The sequence below is a fragment of the Solibacillus sp. FSL H8-0538 genome, from assembly GCF_038003525.1.
Taxonomy (GTDB): Bacteria; Bacillota; Bacilli; order Bacillales_A; family Planococcaceae; genus JBBOPI01.
Map to the genome: position 1 here is coordinate 1,658,587 of NZ_JBBOPI010000001.1, position 17,862 is coordinate 1,676,448.

The 17,862-nt window shown below is 36.0% G+C and carries 20 protein-coding genes; 15 read left to right on the forward strand and 5 right to left on the reverse strand.

Annotation, left to right across the window (positions count from 1 at the left end; genetic code table 11):
- Positions 1-82: 82 nt before the first annotated feature.
- Complete coding sequence (locus MHH87_RS07780; protein ID WP_340747992.1) at positions 83-1,303, reverse strand: ISL3 family transposase; 1,221 nt, start codon at positions 1,301-1,303, stop codon at positions 83-85.
- Positions 1,304-1,998: 695 nt separating this feature from the next.
- Positions 1,999-2,193 (reverse strand): hypothetical protein, encoded by a 195-nt coding sequence (locus MHH87_RS07785; RefSeq protein ID WP_340748745.1) that lies wholly within the window; start codon positions 2,191-2,193, stop codon positions 1,999-2,001.
- 265 nt (positions 2,194-2,458) lie between these two features.
- On the opposite strand from MHH87_RS07785, the gene MHH87_RS07790 reads away from it, so the two are divergent.
- Both MHH87_RS07790 and MHH87_RS07795 read left to right on the forward strand, forming a co-directional pair.
- Positions 2,459-2,803, forward strand: coding sequence for a hypothetical protein (locus MHH87_RS07790; protein ID WP_340748746.1), 345 nt, complete (start codon positions 2,459-2,461; stop codon positions 2,801-2,803).
- 488 nt (positions 2,804-3,291) lie between these two features.
- On the forward strand, positions 3,292-4,635 hold the full coding sequence (locus tag MHH87_RS07795; RefSeq protein ID WP_340748747.1) for a TraB/GumN family protein: 1,344 nt from the start codon (positions 3,292-3,294) through the stop codon (positions 4,633-4,635).
- 199 nt (positions 4,636-4,834) lie between these two features.
- On the opposite strand, the gene MHH87_RS07800 is transcribed toward MHH87_RS07795, so the two are convergent.
- Entirely contained in the window at positions 4,835-5,416 is a 582-nt protein-coding gene (locus tag MHH87_RS07800; protein ID WP_340748748.1) for a DJ-1/PfpI family protein, read from the reverse strand.
- Positions 5,417-5,560: 144 nt separating this feature from the next.
- Here MHH87_RS07800 and MHH87_RS07805 point away from each other — a divergent pair, with 144 nt between their 5' ends.
- On the forward strand, positions 5,561-5,977 hold the full coding sequence (locus tag MHH87_RS07805; protein WP_340748749.1) for an Lrp/AsnC family transcriptional regulator: 417 nt from the start codon (positions 5,561-5,563) through the stop codon (positions 5,975-5,977).
- Positions 5,978-6,381: 404 nt separating this feature from the next.
- Positions 6,382-6,822, forward strand: a complete 441-nt coding sequence (locus MHH87_RS07810) for a GNAT family N-acetyltransferase (protein WP_340748750.1) — start codon at positions 6,382-6,384, stop codon at positions 6,820-6,822.
- A 19-nt stretch (positions 6,823-6,841) separates the two neighbouring features.
- Here MHH87_RS07810 and MHH87_RS07815 read toward each other — a convergent pair whose 3' ends face one another.
- Both MHH87_RS07815 and MHH87_RS07820 read right to left on the reverse strand, forming a co-directional pair.
- Positions 6,842-7,240, reverse strand: a complete 399-nt coding sequence (locus MHH87_RS07815; protein ID WP_340748751.1) for a hypothetical protein — start codon at positions 7,238-7,240, stop codon at positions 6,842-6,844.
- Between the two features lies 1 nt (position 7,241).
- The gene (locus tag MHH87_RS07820) at positions 7,242-7,439 is read right to left on the reverse strand and encodes a helix-turn-helix transcriptional regulator (RefSeq protein ID WP_340748752.1); all 198 of its coding nucleotides are present in this window, start codon (positions 7,437-7,439) and stop codon (positions 7,242-7,244) included.
- A 131-nt stretch (positions 7,440-7,570) separates the two neighbouring features.
- On the opposite strand from MHH87_RS07820, the gene MHH87_RS07825 reads away from it, so the two are divergent.
- From MHH87_RS07825 to MHH87_RS07875, 11 genes are all read left to right on the forward strand, one after another.
- Positions 7,571-8,281, forward strand: coding sequence for a hypothetical protein (locus MHH87_RS07825; RefSeq protein WP_340748753.1), 711 nt, complete (start codon positions 7,571-7,573; stop codon positions 8,279-8,281).
- A gap of 49 nt (positions 8,282-8,330) precedes the next feature.
- Complete coding sequence (locus MHH87_RS07830) at positions 8,331-10,178, forward strand: serine hydrolase domain-containing protein (RefSeq protein ID WP_340748754.1); 1,848 nt, start codon at positions 8,331-8,333, stop codon at positions 10,176-10,178.
- A 98-nt stretch (positions 10,179-10,276) separates the two neighbouring features.
- Entirely contained in the window at positions 10,277-10,555 is a 279-nt protein-coding gene (locus MHH87_RS07835; protein ID WP_340748755.1) for a YesK family protein, read from the forward strand.
- 272 nt (positions 10,556-10,827) lie between these two features.
- Positions 10,828-11,616, forward strand: coding sequence for a lipid II flippase Amj family protein (locus MHH87_RS07840; RefSeq protein ID WP_445683119.1), 789 nt, complete (start codon positions 10,828-10,830; stop codon positions 11,614-11,616).
- A gap of 112 nt (positions 11,617-11,728) precedes the next feature.
- The gene (locus tag MHH87_RS07845; RefSeq protein WP_340748757.1) at positions 11,729-12,505 is read left to right on the forward strand and encodes an SMI1/KNR4 family protein; all 777 of its coding nucleotides are present in this window, start codon (positions 11,729-11,731) and stop codon (positions 12,503-12,505) included.
- Between the two features lie 264 nt (positions 12,506-12,769).
- Complete coding sequence (locus tag MHH87_RS07850) at positions 12,770-13,480, forward strand: ABC transporter ATP-binding protein (RefSeq protein WP_340748758.1); 711 nt, start codon at positions 12,770-12,772, stop codon at positions 13,478-13,480.
- Positions 13,477-14,232 carry an ABC transporter permease gene (locus tag MHH87_RS07855; protein ID WP_340748759.1) on the forward strand — a complete coding sequence of 252 codons (756 nt, stop codon included), beginning with the start codon at positions 13,477-13,479 and terminating at the stop codon, positions 14,230-14,232. The genes MHH87_RS07850 and MHH87_RS07855 overlap by 4 nt, the downstream gene beginning before the upstream one ends.
- 49 nt (positions 14,233-14,281) lie before the next feature.
- On the forward strand, positions 14,282-14,830 hold the full coding sequence (locus tag MHH87_RS07860; RefSeq protein WP_340748760.1) for a PadR family transcriptional regulator: 549 nt from the start codon (positions 14,282-14,284) through the stop codon (positions 14,828-14,830).
- Positions 14,831-14,954: 124 nt separating this feature from the next.
- A complete protein-coding gene (locus MHH87_RS07865) occupies positions 14,955-15,473 on the forward strand; it encodes an RNA polymerase sigma factor (protein ID WP_340748761.1) in 519 nt (172 codons plus the stop codon).
- Positions 15,439-16,305 carry a hypothetical protein gene (locus MHH87_RS07870; protein WP_340748762.1) on the forward strand — a complete coding sequence of 289 codons (867 nt, stop codon included), beginning with the start codon at positions 15,439-15,441 and terminating at the stop codon, positions 16,303-16,305. The genes MHH87_RS07865 and MHH87_RS07870 overlap by 35 nt, the downstream gene beginning before the upstream one ends.
- A 596-nt stretch (positions 16,306-16,901) precedes the next feature.
- Positions 16,902-17,852 (forward strand): methyl-accepting chemotaxis protein, encoded by a 951-nt coding sequence (locus MHH87_RS07875; RefSeq protein ID WP_340748763.1) that lies wholly within the window; start codon positions 16,902-16,904, stop codon positions 17,850-17,852.
- The last annotated feature ends 10 nt before the right edge of the window (positions 17,853-17,862 follow it).

Genomic DNA, 17,862 nt, shown 5'->3' on the forward strand with positions numbered 1-17,862 from the left:
TTAGTAGAAGGTGTGTTGTATTTGACGCTTACTTTTTTCGGTTCTTTGTCAATAGTTGGGGTGGGGATACAATTCTCCACCCTTATCCTATTTCATTGCCGACTGTTTTGTATTGATGTGTTAATAAAATTTTGGCGCGTAATCGATCAAATCGACGGTAGCCAAAAGCATTGCGTTTAATTACTTTTGTTAAATTATTTAAACCTTCTACGAAGCCATTTGAATAGTTAAATGTAAAAGAGTTGAGGATTTCTGTTTGCCAATTTTGAAGGGTTTTCACACTGCGTTGAAACTCCGGAATATCAGCTTCTTCTACCGCTTCATAAAACTTCAGAAGGAATTCCTTCGTTTCCTTTAGTTTCTCTGCACCATTCTCTTTCGCCAGTTCAAACCATTCTCGAAACTGTTCCTTTAACTGATAAGCCAATTTTAATTCTGCTGAAAAGCTGAAATAGCGTTTTAAATACCACTGGTCTTTCTCAGTTACATCCTTAGGTTTCTTAAAAAATACATGACGCTTCTTCTTTACTTTCTTACGATCGTAATCATTCCATTCCTTCTGAATACGTACTCGAACACGATCGATTGCCCAATAAATATAGCGAACAAAGTGAAAGCGATCCGCAATGATAATTGGGTTATCCAGCGCTTCTTGAACTGCTGCTTTAAATGAATGACTCATATCCATAACGACCATTTCAACATTTGCCCCATGCTCACGCAAATAGGCTTTAATGGTTTCTTTTTTCCGGTCCGGTAAAATATCAATAGGTTCTTTTGTCACTGCATCGGCAATAATTAGTTGAAACTTTTCCCCACCTGCATTGCCTTTGAATTCATCAATGGCAATCACCTTTGGCAAGGCTGTTTCTCCCTTAATTTTTCCAGGAACAATCCGATCAAATCTGCGAATGATGGTACTAACCGATGCCCCATATTGGTGCGCAATCTCAGTGAAGGTTTTGGCTTTCACTGAACGGATTTGAGCCATTTGATTCCACTCATTAGAATAGCGTTGATAGGGCGAAACAACTTGATTCTTCTCCGCAAAACGCTTCCCGCACGTACAAGCATAACGGCGTTTACGATAAAATAAAGTCGTCATTCGTTCTGCCATTTTTAAATGTTTTACCTTAGTCCAACGATAATCGTGCACACGGCGTGTATCTTCTCCACAGTTTGGACAAACCTGCGTCGTTATGGGCATTTCAAAATGAATCAGATACTGCCCTCCACGCACCTCTGTCTTTAAAATAATCGCGTCTTCAAATCCTGGTAAACTTATGTTAGAATGCATGTACACGTAACCCCCATCTTATCTTTTGTTCAGCAACTAAAGTATAAGACATTTGGGTGTTACGTGTCTTTTTTTACCCTCAAATTGTAGTCATACCCCAACATTTAGTATAGAACCCTTTTTTCAACTGGATTTCCTATTTATGTATAGTAGTAGCAAAGCAAAAAAACCCGGAAATAAGATTCCGGGTTTGATTACCACTTGCATTTATTCCTCCATGACACACTGCCTCGCTTCCGCATTGGATCTTAAGATTTACCTAAGACAACCGTACGTTAGCTTTATTCAGTATTGACGGTCCTTCAGAGCTATTGATCATTCGCACTCATCGGGTTAACCCTCCTAGTCACATTGGATTCAAAGTGAAATCTTTACTAGTATAGATCAAATATTATTTTTCATACATATTATTTTTTGAGCAATCAGAATTTCCTTTTGTGCAAATTAGAATAAATTAGAACTATATAACTCGCCTAAAATAGGGCGAGTTGATGTCCTTATCCACTACTACACGGATATTAAAGAAATTCCAGTTCACAAGAACCGCCAGTATAAAAAAATAAGAAATTATAAAAATGCATTAAAGGAACTGTTCCCTAAGTGCTTTTTTACTTCATTTATTTAGAGTGAATTTCCGTAATCGTTCATCTGTTAGACGGACTACGTTACCTTGGGGATGGATTCCCGATTGTGTCCGTTTATTAGACACCCATTTTTCTATGGGTATTGCTTGTTTTTTTCGTTTGTTGGCTTTTCATTTTTTTTGTTGAAAGGTCAGCATTCTTTTTTCCTTTATTAGTTGAGGACAGGTTCTTTTTGCTTTCAAGCTGCTGCTTTACTGCCTCTTGCAGGCTGATTTTCTTTTTTTGTGGTGCGGATTGGTTATTCTCGTTCATAGGAAATTCCTCCTTATTGAATATGATTATTAGTCCAGTATAATCTATTTTCTCTCATTTGTGAAACATTGCACCTAAACTAACGTAAGCTATAGTTCAATAGAGCAGTCATTTATTTAAATAACGTCAGCATTTTTGATGAATATGCAACAATTGATTTTCTTTAACGTGATCAAAGAGTATTTTAGATGAAAGGCGGTAACAATATGTTTTCTTTGCATTTTTGGGGGGATATAGGTCATACCTTCTTAACGGAGGGGATTATATGTTAAAAAGGATATTGATTACTGCAGGAATACTTATAGTCGGAAAAGTCTCATTTAGCCTGTTAAATAAGCCTTTAGAAGTTAATACTGCTGATGTAAATAAAGAGAAACATGAACCTCTAGTTACTAAAGAAGAGCAAAGTATCGCTAAATTGAAAGAAAAACTTCATGAGAAATTCGTGGGGGTTGATGTAAAAACAACTTTAAAGAAAGAATTGGTGTTACAAGTTGAAGGAGATGAAGAATATTTTAATTCTGTAAAAAAGGATATGGCGTCCATTGCAAAAAGTGTAATTGAAACCTCCCCATTAAAAGACTATACAGTTATTTTTGAGAGAGGGTAATTTTAGCCGATGCATGATGAAAATATAATTATAGGAAAAGAACCCCACCAAGATCTCATTTTAATGAAAAAAAGGATATTAAGATGTTCGTGAATGTGCGTATTGTAAGGAATACCGAAATGTTTTTTTCGGTATTCCACTAAGGCGAATTCGGTCTCATAAGATTTATAATTTAGTATACACCCAGTTAATTATGTAGAAAAATGGAAATGCCCTTACGTTTTTCTCTATCTATGTAATGTGCTAGTGGCCATGGGTTTCGTTGGTAGGTGCTCTAGCATTGTTTTTTGATTGCTATCAAGTGGGAGTGGAGGGAATTTTGAAGAAGTCAATATTTATCTACGGAAAGGAACACTTAGAAAATAGTAGTTGCATAATAATTATCGTTTTTTTACTTTTAAGCGGAATCACAGGTCTTTGTGCTAAAGTAAAGCTCCAAAATCTGTATCACAGTTATTTGTAACGAAATATCGAAAGGGGAATGAATGATGAAAAGAATATATAAACAGATGATTGCTGCAATGCTCGGGATGCTGCTGATGTTGTCAACGGTTGTTCCGACAATCCAAGCAGAAACTAGCACACCAGATATTAGCGGCTGGGCAATCGAGACGCTAAACGAAGGTGAAAAATACGGTATTTTCCCAATTCAATGGTATTATGAAGGATTCAGAAGTGAAGTGTCGATTGAAAGAGTAAATGAACTAATAGACTTAACAGAGCAGAAAATTGCGGCATTACAACTTCAAGAAAACAAAGAATACAAGCCAGTAAGTGTAAAAAAGGACACAACAAGAGGCGATATCGTCAATCGACTGTACAATATTGTTGCACGCTATGATTTACCTGTAGGCAACGATGCAGTAGCCTATATGACAGAACGAAACATCTTAAGAGGTTCTAGCAATCGATTGGAATTAGAAAAGAAGGCAACAACGCAACATGCAGTCGTCTTAGCTGTTCGATTCATTAAGGATACATACGAACAAGTAGGGCAAGGTTCTAAAGGTGTGGCTTGGGTTGTAAAAGATGATGATACACTGGTTTACTTATTAGGATCCATTCACATTGGAACACCGGACCTATATCCGTTCAATGAAAAATTATTAACAGCGTTTGACGAATCGGATGCGCTATTAGTAGAGGCGAATATGCTTGATCAAGAAGGTCTTGAATACTTTGCCAAAAAAGCGATGTATGTAGACAAAACAACACTGCAAGACGCAGTTAGCGCAGAAACCTATGCAAAAATTAAAAAGGTTGCAGAACTATACAAGCTACCAATGGATCAATTAGTAATGCAAAAACCATGGATGCTATCAAATGTTTTATCATTGCTAGCAATGGACGATTCCTTTGGCATGACTGCAGAGGAAATGTCGATGCATGGCATTGATATGTACTTTTTATTAAATGCAATGCTTCAAGAAAAACCGGTCATTGAATTAGAAGGAATAAAAGCTCAAGTGGATATGTTTGAATCATTATCACCTGAAGCACAAGAACAGTCTTTAGTAGATGTGATAGATAGCATTTTAGAGCCATCTGCAGAAAATGAATATGATCTGATGCAGGATTGGTTTAGCAGTTGGAAGAAGGGCGACATAGTAGCTTTTGCTGAGAGTTTCCAAGAGATGGAAGGGGAAGCTTCAGAATTTAATGAAATGCTCTTTGGTTTACGAGATGAACAAATGGCACAGAAAATTATTTCATTATTAAAGGATAAAGAAGGCACGTACTTCGTTGTCGTAGGAGCTGGCCACTTCTTAATCGAAAAAAGTATCCGTTATCATTTAGAAAAGAATGGATACAATGTTGCGCCGTTTTATTAATTAACCATATAGAAGCGCAGCCATTTCGCATCATAAAATGTGCGAAATGGCTTTGTTTTTGAGGGGAAAGTGAAATAGCAAAATGTAACTGAATATGTGATAGATTCTGCCACAAAACTATAATTTATGGGAATGTAGAATTTTTATAACGATTATGTTTTTCGGATTTATATAGTGTTGCACCTTTCCTTTAGAACAATTAATACCCCATTACATCTTTGACTTTCTCTGCATTCGTTTTAGAAGTCAGCATCTCTAAAAACATGAATACAACTTCCATCGCTGTGCCAGGATTCGATGACGTAATCACATTTTCATCCACAACAATCCTATTAGTTGAAACCCGTACCCCATACGTCGCTAATTGCGCTAATCTTTTACTTGTTGGATGATTATACGTAGTTGCCTTGCGATTGGCTAATATACCGCTATGTGCGAGAGCTAAAGAAGCTACACAAATTGAAGCGATTGGCTTTTTATGTGTATTGAAATGTTGGATTATTTCTTGAAATTCTTTGCTAAATGCATCTTGATAAAAGTTCGCCTCTTCAAATCCACCAGGAATCGCTAATGCATCAAACTTATTTAAATCAATATCTTTAAATTGCATTTCTGGTGTGACTGTAAAATTCCAAGTGGCTTGTAGCTGTGGATGAAGTCCAACTGAAATGACTGCGGTAGAACCATCACCTTCTATCTGATTCCATCCGAGAACGTCAGTAAAAACACTTGCCTCGTATGCTTCAAAACCATTTGCCAGTAATAATAAAATTTTCTTCATAGGTGATTCCCCTTATTTCTTTATTTAGCTTAAGTTTAATGAATTTTTATAACTTGATGAATGGCGTGAAACTCGTATTTCATTGAATTTACTTTCGTTTTTATGGATAATTCATATAAAGACTTAATTTAATAAGGAGAAATTATGGATAAAATTGATTTTGAAATTTTAAAACAACTAGAGCAAAATGCTAAAATGACGACAAAAGAAGTCGCTGCACATGTACATCTATCTGCACCTGCTGTGGCTGAACGAATAAAAAAACTCGAAGAACAACAAATTATTACGGGCTATAAAACTCTGATTGACCTAAGAAAGCTCGATCGTTCAATTGTTGCACTTGTGCTATTTAAATCAAATGACTGTAGAAAATTGGCGGAATTTTGTTACAATCACCCTGATGTACTTGAATGCTACCGAGTTGCAGGTGAAATTAGCTATATCGCAAAGGTAGCAACGCAATCTGTTGAAACTTTAGAAAATTTTATTGATCAATCTATGCTATACGGCACCCCATCTACAAACATTGTACTGTCTGGACAGAAAAATACGATATTGTAAAAGACTGTCCCGTTAGTCCTCACAATCATCCTGCCAGTGTTAAAGAAAGGCGATTCAAATGCATTTATTGTGTACATCCCAACGAGTGGAAATGCCCCACTAGATTTAAATAACACTATAGTTACCTTTGCCGGCTTTACAAGGAATGGGGAAGAAGAGAAGGCATTCGAAATTTCCGGTGCTTTTCATCAGCTGGTGGATTGATGATTCCATAAAACCAAACGAAAAATTACATAAGAAATAGCTTGGAATTAAATTTCTTATGCGATTCCAAAATATTTGTATCATGGTTCTTCAGACTTTCCGTTTTAATAGTATTGATTCTTTCATTCAATACATAGAATGGAAGTTTATAATTATTGTGAGTTCTAAAATTTGGATATTAACTAGGAGGAGTTCAGACTATGAAAATTAAACAAGCAACAGCGGCCGATCTTACTGTAGTAGCAACATTATTCAATGATTACCGCCAGTTTTATGAGCAGAAAAGTGATCTGGAGGCAGCAGAGGCATTAATTTTGGCGCGTATGGAAAAAAAGGAATCGGTCATTTATGTAGCGATGGAGGATGAGCGACCACTTGGTTTTGTCCAGCTCTATCCGACATTTTCTTCAGTGGGCATGCAACGCGCGTTTATTTTAAATGATCTCTTTGTCGCTCAGGATGCCCGCAAGCAAGGGGTGGCACATGCATTAATTGAGCAGTGCTATTCATACTGTGAGGAGAACAATGCCCGCTATATTACACTAGAAACAGCGGAAACGAATATTAGTGCACAAAAGCTCTATGAAAAAATGGACATGGAGATGGATCTTAGCGTTAGACATTATAGTAAATATTTCTGAAAAAAACGCCAAAGTCATATTAAATGATTTTGGCGTATATGATCATGGTTATTGGTAACGAAATCGTAATGACACTCCCAATAACAATGACTGTTTGGAAGGACGTTAAAACAAATCCGATAAATGAAAAATTAAAGCTAATTAATACCAATATCGTTGCAAACAAAACGAAATAATTAATGAACATCGCTTTATAAATAATCGTTTTTGACCGCTCATCTTTCGGAAAAAGATGTGGAGCTAAATAGGCAAACATTAATTGGTTTAGGCCCAATGCAAGTAGCATAATGGAATGTGGATATCTGCCCGCCATCACATCCGAACTTATTGTATAAATTGCAATGGCTGTGCAAATAATCCCTGAAAATACATAGATAAACCGGTTTGTTTGGGCTTCAGTTGAACGCTTCTTTGTCATGCTACTCTCCCTCATAAATAAAAATATCTTCAATTGTGCAATGAAAAACAAGCGCTAATTTAAACGCCAGCTGAATCGACGGATTGTAGCGTCCCTTCTCCAATGAAATGATCGTTTGCCGTGATACCCCGAGGTGTTCCGCAAGTTCATCCTGCGTAAAATCGTACTTCGCGCGTAAGTCTTTAATATTATTTTTCAATTTATCACCTACTAAAAGTAAAGTTAGCTTTACGTGTAGTTAACTTTACATTGGAAGTGTTTAGGAATCAAGTGTAATTTACAATTAATTTCCAAAAATCGGTATAATGACAATAAGGGAGTTGTTATTACATGAAAAAATTCTTTCTCTTTGCATGTATGTTGTTTTTTCTTGTTGGCTGTTCTGAAAAAATGACGAACGTATTGAAGAGCTGCCCAGATGCAGAAATAGATTGGGTGGATGTGTTAATGATTGGTGAAATCCAGTATGAGCATCATTATCCTGACAGAGCGGATGAAGCAGCACCAGTAGTGATAGAAGCGGGGAATGAAATCGGCCGTGTGACATATCGAATGGCGGATCGTGCATGTAGTAATCACAAGATGAAAAACGGAGACGCTACGTTTTTAACAGAAGGTACACCAATTTTTGAGGTGAACGGCTACCCAGCAAGTTTACTTGTATCAGCAAATAACAAAGTTTATGTAGCTACGCACAATCAGAATGCTGAATCGGCTAGTGACTTATATCCCTTCAAAAACCTTGTAAGTAATATATATTTCCAAAGCTTAGAGGACGGTAGCCGAATTTTTACATTCCCGGAAAGTGCGAAAGAGCAATTTATAGATGCATGGGATGAATTAGCACTAGAAGACCGTGAAGAGTTAATTAACAAGGGACAACTCGAAGGAACACGTGTATTTCTAGCGTTTGAGCTACACAACGGAGTGACGTTTAGACAGCTATACTGGGCGGATACGAATACCTTTCACACTGGGGTCATTGGTAATAAGCATCTAAAGGATATTATTACGCAAGAATTAAACAACATGAAAAAGTAAAGGCCTGTCAAAACGGTGAATTTTGCTCGAAATATGAGGGAGAGATTATATGAGAAAAATAACGTTCATTATGTTATTTGTGATGTTGTTTTGCAATGTACCAGCTGTTTTGGCCATGCAGGCAAGGACACCTTCAGGGATTCCTTATACTGAACTAATAGAGCATGTGGATGAATATGCAGCCAAATATATTGGTACAACAACAGCTGGAGCATCAGTATTGATGGTGAAAGATGGAGAAATTATTTTGAATACGTCCTATGGCTATGCGGATGTCGAAAATAAAGTGAAAATTACACCCGAAACAGTTTTTGAATGGGGTTCTGTCACGAAGCTCCTTGTCTGGACGAGTGTGATGCAGCTTGTCGAGCAAGGGAAACTAGATTTAGAGGAAGATATTCGCGCCTATTTACCAGATGGATTTTTCACAAAATTGCACTATGATAAGCCCATTACCATGCTAAACCTCATGCACCACAATGCTGGTTGGGAGGATAAATATACAGACTTATTCTATTTATCAGCGGAGGATTTAAAACCTTTGGAGGAAATGCTGCATATTGCCGAACCGTATCAGGTACACGAACCAGGAGAGGTTGTCGCCTATTCGAACTATGGGGTGGCACTAGCAGGGTATATTGTGGAACAGCTCTCGGGTCAACCGTATTATGACTATGTAAATAAACATATATTTAATGTTTTGGAGATGACGGATACAACGATTCATCCTTCACAAAAAGATAATATTAAAGTAGCCACCAAAAGAGAAGAAATTTATGGGTATCGTGTCGATAGCAAGGAGGAATTTAGCGTTTCGAAAAATGAACGTGCTTATATTGGTTTGTATCCTGCAGGTAGTGCCATCAGTACAATAGAAGATGCGTCAAAATTTATGTTGGCACTAATGCCGGAAGCGGGTACAAAGAGCCCTTTATTTCAAAACAAAAGCACCTTAGATGAAATGCTCACTACTAGTGATTTCTACGGGAATGGCTTGCCACGAAATGCGCATGGATTTTGGGAAGGTATGTATGCAGTAGATGTGTTAGAACATGCAGGGAATACGGATAGTTTTTCAAGTAACTTTACTTTTTCAGTGGATGAGAATTTGGGCGTTATTGTGATGACAAATCAAATGGGCGAAGCAGGGTTAAGTTATGGATTACCAACACTTTTGTATGGTGAGTATACAACACCGAATGGCAATCAAGTGCTTCCAGATACGCAGGTGATTGAAGGGAATTACAGTGTAGCAAGACAAACATATAAAGGTTTCACAAAGTTGTACGGTTTGCTGACGATGTGGAAAATTCAAGCAGAAGATTCTAATGCTTTTAATGTTTTTGGGATGACTTTTGAACAAGTCTCCCCTTACATTTATCAATCTTCGAATGAATATAATTTATACCTTCATTTTATAATGAATGACAGTAAAGCGGAGATGGTATCAATGCCGACAAGTGATCTTCTACCTGTATCAAGGAATACGAGCATCTTTAGCGTTCTTAGTGTAATCGCGTTGTCTATAAGTGTCCTGTATACTTTAATTACTTTACTAATCATGTTAATAAATGCTATAAAAAATCGGTTCAAAAAAGTTGATATTACTGTGATGAAGGAGTGGCAAATGCTTTTTACTTTAGCTGGTCTCGTTCCGCTTGTTAATTTCATCATGCTTGCTAACAGAACATTAAATTATGCTTCCTATGCAACGCTTAAAATTCATTTTTGGGTGAATTACGCTTATATCGCCGTAGTGGTAATTAGTCTTTTTGCGATTATGGTGCAATGGAAGAAAACAAAGACTACGCGTAGACAGAAATTCGGTACTGTACTTTCTTGTGTTTCGGCACTACTCCTTGTAGCTTTAATTATCGGTTGGGAGCTTTACTATTAGAGAAGTTTTAGTTGATGATTGGAAATTCCATCAAGGTGAAAATATATTTACGTTCCGATATAATAACAGTTCTAGGGCAGTAGTAGAAAGGGGACAAAATGGAAGGATTTGAAATTCCCATTTTTATTAGCTTGATAGTTGCTGTATTTTTAGTTCTAATTTTGATGCTTTTGGAAAGAAATAAATATGGGAAATACATTAGTAGAGTGATAATTGGGTTATTGTTGTTTAGTATAGGTACGATTGTTGTTAGCTTATTTATTGGTGGTTGGACTGGAATGGGATATGGCATAATGGGTCTTTTCATCCTTATTGGTACAATTTTAGGTAGTGTCATATTTGGTTTAACAAAATGGCTCTTAAAACGAGGGCACTGAAAAATTCTATTAAGTAGTTTAGCCAGTTCTTGGGCGATGTGTCGTTTAAGAACTGGCTTTTTTTGTTTTTTGTAGCCCGTTAAAATGCACCATTGAAATTTATTCAATAGCTCAACTTAACTGAACTACAAAACAATGCTCTAATCGGTAATTTTTATGGGTTATACTAATAATTGGAACTTTTAACCAAGTTATTTCGTAGTAATAAGTACTATTAAAATAAAAATAAAGTAGGTCATGCCATTTTGGGATTTTTTACAGGTCAATTATTGGTGATTGCATTATTCATACTAATCATACATTCCATTGAAACTCTAGCTTATTCCGTAAGACTATCTGGGGCGCGAGTGAAATTATTAGCTTCAGCCTTGTCATTGTTTAATTTGATGGTCATGATTTCGAGGCTGGCGAATATGATGCAGCAGCCTTTTACCGGCAGTTTAATTGATAATGCGCCAAAAGAAAACGCATTGGAATTTGTAGAAAACCAGTATCGAATTTTAATTGGATCAGCTACATTGGGAACAGTGCTTGGGTTACTGTTACTCCCAACTTTTATTGCTATTTTTTCGAGGGCGATTATTCATTTATCAGAAGAACGCGGCTCTATTCCTGCATTAGTGAAAAAAGGGTTTACATGGGAATATATAAAACGTGCGAAGAAGCATATTCATTTGCCGAGACTTTCGTATTTAAAGGATATGAGTTGGAGAGATATACCAGTAAAATTATTCTGCATTAATATACTAATTACAGCTATTTATACAATTGGTGTTTTAGCCGCGATCTATGCAGCCTTGTTGGTACCAGAAAGAGCAACAACCGCTGTGATGGCGTCAGGATTAGTGAATGGGATTGCTACAATATTATTAATTATTTTTATAGATCCTAAGCTCTCAATACTTGCCGATGATGTGATCAATCAAAAGGGGAGCTACTTTAGTCTAAAAAGTGCCTCTATTATGATGGTGACGTCGCGTTTGTTGGGAACGCTATTAGCTCAAGCATTATTTATCCCAGGCGCAAAGTATATTGCCTGGCTAACACAATTCATAGTGTAGATATGTAAGGAAATGGAGTTTTAAAATATGGAATGTGTATTTTTAACTTAAGAGCAAGGGCATTTTACTACAATAATAACGTCAAGAAGATTAATATTTTGGAGGGCATATCATGAAAAGTATTTGGCAAGAAGACAATGATTATTACAAGCTGGAACCGTTATTAAATGCAATGGTAGCTAGTGCAGAAGAAAAACTGAATGTGAAATTACCTAATTCATACATAAAGATTCTTAAACAACAGAACGGTGGTTGTATTAAATATGATGCTTACCCATCTACAGTTCCAACCTCGTGGGCGGATGACCATGTTCACATAAATCATAATTTAGGCATAGGTGAAAAAAACAGCATATTAGAAAGCGAGTATCTCATACAAGAATGGGAGTTACCGAGAAATATAGTCTTACTATCTGGTGATGGGCATTCATGGATTGCTTTAGATTATCGAAAAACCAATGAAAATCCTCAAGTGATTTACATTGATTGTGAAGCGAATCAACAAGTAAAGTTAGCAAACTCTTTTGATGAATTTTTGCAAGGCTTATATGTAGCAGCAGAAATTGTTGAAGAGAATGGCGAAGTTTATGTTGAAAGGGAATGGACTCAAGAAGAAGTTGAGATAGCATTATCATCAAACGATAATGAAAAGATTATTAGAGCTTTTAACTATCTCTATGCCAATCCAAATATTAATGACTATTCACCTGTTGTTGAACACGGCTTACTGGACCTTCTGCAACATGCTGATGAAAAAATAAAAATGATAGCAGCCACATATGCAACTCATTTCAATGAAAAAAAGCAATTGTCTTCGGAATTTGTTGGAAAAATGATTGCAATCCTTCGAAGTGATGTGGAGTTAGAAGGTTATTTACCAATGTTTTGAAGATAAAAAATTCGTTAACGCAGAGTTGTATTTCCTGCTGTAATCGCCTAACAATTATAAATTCTGACATCCTATGAAATTATGAATTTTAATTAACTGAAAAAAGTGGTTGACTAAATTTTCCTATGCACATATACTCAACGTTAAGTATATAATATTGAGTAAGTGAAGGCTGTTGAAAACATCTCGTATTTAGAGTGTTTTATTTTTTACACCAATAATCAATGTTGAATATATAACGTTAATCAAATAGGGGGTAGGAAATTGAGGAATTGTTTAATTCATGTGAAGGATCTAGAAAAAAGTTTCGGTGCTAAAAAAGCTGTCGACAATATTTCATTTCAAATTTATGAAGGAGAAGTCGTTGTAATTATTGGTCCGAACGGTGCAGGGAAAACAACTACACTGAATATGATTTTAGGATTAGAGCAGAAAACAACAGGTGAAATTAATTTCTGGACTGAACACTACAAATCGTTAATCGGTGTGCAGCTTCAATCTACACCATTTTTCCCCGATTTAACCGCAAAGGAAAATTTACAACTATTTGCTTGCTTTTATCGGAAAAAATTAACTAAAGAAGAAATAACGGCACTCTTTCAGTTATGTTCACTAGCGGATGTTCAGAATACGGAAGTAACGAAGCTTTCGGGTGGGCAACAAAAGAGGCTTTCTATCGCTTTAGCAATCGTGCACCAGCCATCGCTTATTTTTCTGGATGAACCAACAGCCGCGCTTGATCCACGCTCAAGACAGGAAATTCATCAAACAATAGTAAACATTAAAAACGAAGGGAAAACGGTTGTTTTAACATCTCATGATATGGATGAGGCAAGTAAACTAGCAGATCGCGTGCTGTTCTTTTATAAAGGAGCCATTATTGCGGAAGGCTCGATTGATGAACTATTCGACAAATATGACATGAACAATTTAGAGGAGCTGTATATGTTTTTAACGAAGGAGGAATTGAATTGACAACGATTTTTACATTGATGTTGAAGCATACTTTATCCGATAAAATCTCGCTTTTTTACGCGATTTTATTTCCTTTAGGAATGATGGCCGGGATTAGCTATTTCGTTGATTCTCAAGACTATTTGCCGTTCCTTCTAACTGGGATAATAAGTATGAGTATTTTGTTTTGGAGTATGCAAGGTTTAGCTTTTCAAATTTATCGTCAAAAAAGTAAAGGTGTTTATCAGCTATTAAAAATTACACCGATGAAATTAACTGAATTCATCGCGATTATGATGATTGTTAGAACGCTCGTCGCCTTTGTAATTAACATACTACTTTTAGTAGGAGGATTCTATTTCTTTAATATTAACTTTACGGCTATGTCCGTCATTCAATGTGCAGGGATTATACTTGCGTCATCTCTATGTTTCTCAGCAATCGGCTTCTTCATAAGCAACGTTGCGAAAAATGAAGGTCAAATTAATGCATTTAGTAATATTTTATTTCTACCAATGATTTTCTGCACTGAAGCATTTTATTCTCTCCAATCGGTACCTAACTGGATCAATGCTATTGGAAAGTGCCTCCCATTTCATTACGTTATAACATCATTTCGAGCAGCTATTGGGGTCCAAGATGGTTCAGTATTAATAGCTATTACAATTATTTTAGGCTTTACAATATTGTTTTTTATACTTACTTTATTTACCTCGGTAAACAAAAATCCATTTATTCACAGAGAAAAGTTGCTTTCGAAAAATAACATATGATACAGTAAATAAATAGTCAAACTTATATGTTCAAAGTTGAGGTAAGCACATGACAAGATTAATGGTACTAGGGCTATTGCGTTTAAAACCAATGTCTGGATATGAAATTCAACAAATTCTTCATACGAATCAAAGTGATCAATGGGCGGGTATTCTCCCTGGTTCGATTTATCATGCACTAAAGAAAATGAATACGGAAGGCTTAGTTAAAATTGCTTCAATTGAGTCAACAGGTAATCGTTCAAAGGCCATCTATGAAATAACAGAGAATGGTGATAAAGAGTACTATACATTACTTCTTGAATCTTTTTCTACATCTTCAATTATGCTGCCAACAAGTTTATATACGGGGCTTTCGATGCTTAGCTTGCCAAATCCTGACTTAAAGAAAAAAGATATTTTGAACAATGTTGTTCTTCAAAGAGAAAATTTAGAAAAGCAATTTGCTAATTTAGTAATAGGTTTGGAAGAAAAACAAAAGCATTTAAAGCAAAACAATCCATTTTATAACTTAACGTATAAAAATATTAAGCAACAGTTCACTTTGCAAATGGATTGCTTAAAAGAATTAGAAGAGCTCTTAAATAACGAATTATAATATGCAGTAGGGGGATTTATAATTTAATCCTTCTACTGCATTTTGTTTTATTTTAAATTTATTTACGCCGAACATACAAATTTTGGGTGTTCATTCGTCTAATATAGTAAGAGAGGTGAAGGCAATGGACTTTAATGAGCTATATGAAGCGCATTTTCAAAGGATTTATCAATATATCTATTACATGGTGTCGGATGCAGGCTTGGCTGAGGACTTAACACAGGAAACATTTTTACGGGTGTATAAGGGGAAGTTTAGGCAAGAGGCGGCGATGTCTACATATATTCGGCAAATTGCACGGAATTTAGTGTATGATCATTATCGCAAAAAAGCACTCATTAAATGGTTGCCGTTTCAGAAAAAGCATGAGGGAAAGGCCGAACATTTTGTGCCACATGATTGGATTCTTCAATCTGAGGATCGTCGTCTACTGTATGAAGCGCTGCAATCGTTAAAAACAGAACATCGCGAGGTCCTAATTTACCGGAAAATTGAAGAGCTTTCGTTAGAGGAGACATGTGAAATTTTAGGCTGGTCCGCCATGAAAGTAGCGAACACACAGCGCAGTGCAATGAAGGCATTAGAAAGAATACTGGGAGGTGACGAGTATGGATTTACACAATCGTTTAAAGGATCTAAATAATTTGCCAGAAGAGAAGGCGTTAAAGGCGCGTATTTATGAAGGCATTCACCAACCACAGAAGAAGCCCGGATTTACGATGTGGAAGGAAGCTTGCTTATTGATTGCAGTCGCGGTCATTGCGTTATTTTTAGTCATTGTGCCAGAAAGTGTGCCGAATAACCAGACAGCGAGCGGTCCTTCTGTTCAAGAAATATATCGTTATTTTGGTGGGGAAGAGGGCGAGTTTTCAGCGCGGAGTTCCAGTCTCTATACTTCTATCGATAAAGTAGAGGATCAAATCGTTTATCATTTCTTTAATAATTTGCCGCAGTACGTGCAAGAGGCGGATGGTAAACTTGGACCGTATATTACGGATGTAATTGTCATGCGAGATGGTAAAGAGGAGCGCTACCAAGTGTCAGACGAGGGTATGTTACATGTGGATACGGGGAAATTTTATAGTAGTGATTCTGACATGTATGAAGAAGTCTTTTCTCGACTGTATTCTTCATCGGGAAGCTCTTGGGGTAGTATTTTGCTACCAATCGTTGTAATTGGAGTCGGTCTATATTCTTCAATTTTTTATAAGCGTCGCAAGCTAGAACAAGTCAATCCGTTTAAAGGGAATTGGTGGCTATATATATTCATGATTGTGTTCCTTATTATTATTGTATGGGGAATCTTCGATGATCCTTTGTATAAGCCACTGCTCGTTATTTTTGCATTACTTTACGGTGCGGCCATATGGATTGCCACAAAGCGGAGTGTACAGTCCTACGTTGCTTATAAATTTGAAGCGGTGAAGGTCATTATTATAACGATAACGCTTGTGATTTTCCTTCTGTTTTTATAATGAAGCAGTAGCGTGCAATCAAACTAATATAACAAAATGTAGGAAGAATGAATGGATTGAATTTAATAAATTTGCAACAAAATCAAATAACCTTCCAAACAAATTTAAGTATTTTTTATTTCTTTCTAATTCTTTTGCGAACGCACTAGAACGTAAATAACGCGTGGTAAAATGCCAAAAAAATGAGGGGAATCTTGAATATTTTTGAATTCTCCCTCGTTTTAGATTGTAGACAAGCTAGATGAAATTGGCGATTTCCTGGATGTTTTTAAACTCCCCGGAGATTTTTTTAACAGAAATTAATTCGCATACGATGCTTTCTGACCACTGACAAATTTTATCATACCGATCCCTTTTGCTAAGAAGTAGCTCGTACCATCAAAAGTAGTAGTCACGACAAAAAAATGTGAATTAGAAGGTTGCTACAATTTTTATTTTTGGGAAAATATAAAACAGGTTTCATAATGATGAATGAGATCGACAATTAACATTTAACACGATTACCTTCATTCATTCGTAAAATATTAGAAAATGTGGTATTATTTTAAAAATGTATTTTAAATACATCTTTAAAATTTAGTAAGGGGTGTCATGCTATGCTAACAATTTTTCACAATAAAAAAGAAGAGATCGAGCTTTTTAAATTTAAAATTGATGAATTGAACAAGACGCTGGATGAGAAAGATCATGCGTTCCAAATATTTTTAAATAATTTACATAAAGAACTGATTTCAACAATTGAACAACACGATAAAGTAAACAATCAGCATACTGTACTTGGCAAAATGGTTACGCAAATATTACAAGAGTTTCAACATGTAGAGAAAAGTACGATTGCCTCTAACGATATTTCGCAAAATATGTTATCAGAAGGTCAAATACTTATTGAAGCTACTACGCAAGTTGCGGACGCTGCACTGGACAACCAAGCTTCTGTGTCAAAACTACAGAGTATTATTAATGACCTTGGTGACCAATCAAATGAAACATCACAAAATATGCATGTTTTAAATGAAGGTTCAAAACAAATTGAATCCATTGTTAAAGTTATTCATGATATTTCTAATCAAACGAACTTACTGGCATTGAATGCATCAATTGAAGCGGCAAGAGCAGGGGAACATGGAAAAGGATTTGCTGTCGTTGCAGAAGAAGTACGAAAACTTGCAGAAAATACGAAGACGAGTACAGAGCATATTTCCCGATTAACTACCCAAACACAAGAACAAATTCATAAAGTGTATGATAATATTCAGCACAATCAAACACTAGTTGATAATGGAATTATTGTTGGAAATTTAACAAGCAAAAAAATTGCCTACTTATTATCATTGAGCAAAAATATACAACAAGAAGTAAACCATCTACTCATCAACATTAACAATCAAAAAGTTTCTAGTGAGGATGTCATACACAAATTTACCGCGACAACAAAACTATTCGACGAAACAAATACCATTTTAATGAGTCATATTGAAGAATCTGACTTGGTTACAGAAAAATTACTTGAAGCCGTTGATAAAGTAAAACAATATCCTTTTGGCTAGTAGCTGTATT

Excerpts from the sequence above, each read along its gene's own strand:
- MHH87_RS07875 (WP_340748763.1), top strand. The coding sequence starts at position 16,902 with ATGCTAACAATTTTTCACAATAAAAAAGAAGAGATCGAGCTTTTTAAA.
- MHH87_RS07810 (WP_340748750.1), top strand. The coding sequence starts at position 6,382 with ATGAAAATTAAACAAGCAACAGCGGCCGATCTTACTGTAGTAGCAACA.
- MHH87_RS07800 (WP_340748748.1), bottom strand. The coding sequence starts at position 5,416 with ATGAAGAAAATTTTATTATTACTGGCAAATGGTTTTGAAGCATACGAG.
- MHH87_RS07805 (WP_340748749.1), top strand. The coding sequence starts at position 5,561 with ATGGATAAAATTGATTTTGAAATTTTAAAACAACTAGAGCAAAATGCT.
- MHH87_RS07795 (WP_340748747.1), top strand. The coding sequence starts at position 3,292 with ATGAAAAGAATATATAAACAGATGATTGCTGCAATGCTCGGGATGCTG.
- MHH87_RS07790 (WP_340748746.1), top strand. The coding sequence starts at position 2,459 with ATGTTAAAAAGGATATTGATTACTGCAGGAATACTTATAGTCGGAAAA.
- MHH87_RS07860 (WP_340748760.1), top strand. The coding sequence starts at position 14,282 with ATGACAAGATTAATGGTACTAGGGCTATTGCGTTTAAAACCAATGTCT.
- MHH87_RS07865 (WP_340748761.1), top strand. The coding sequence starts at position 14,955 with ATGGACTTTAATGAGCTATATGAAGCGCATTTTCAAAGGATTTATCAA.
- MHH87_RS07825 (WP_340748753.1), top strand. The coding sequence starts at position 7,571 with ATGAAAAAATTCTTTCTCTTTGCATGTATGTTGTTTTTTCTTGTTGGC.
- MHH87_RS07845 (WP_340748757.1), top strand. The coding sequence starts at position 11,729 with ATGAAAAGTATTTGGCAAGAAGACAATGATTATTACAAGCTGGAACCG.
- MHH87_RS07815 (WP_340748751.1), bottom strand. The coding sequence starts at position 7,240 with ATGACAAAGAAGCGTTCAACTGAAGCCCAAACAAACCGGTTTATCTAT.
- MHH87_RS07785 (WP_340748745.1), bottom strand. The coding sequence starts at position 2,193 with ATGAACGAGAATAACCAATCCGCACCACAAAAAAAGAAAATCAGCCTG.
- MHH87_RS07830 (WP_340748754.1), top strand. The coding sequence starts at position 8,331 with ATGAGAAAAATAACGTTCATTATGTTATTTGTGATGTTGTTTTGCAAT.
- MHH87_RS07870 (WP_340748762.1), top strand. The coding sequence starts at position 15,439 with ATGGATTTACACAATCGTTTAAAGGATCTAAATAATTTGCCAGAAGAG.
- MHH87_RS07835 (WP_340748755.1), top strand. The coding sequence starts at position 10,277 with ATGGAAGGATTTGAAATTCCCATTTTTATTAGCTTGATAGTTGCTGTA.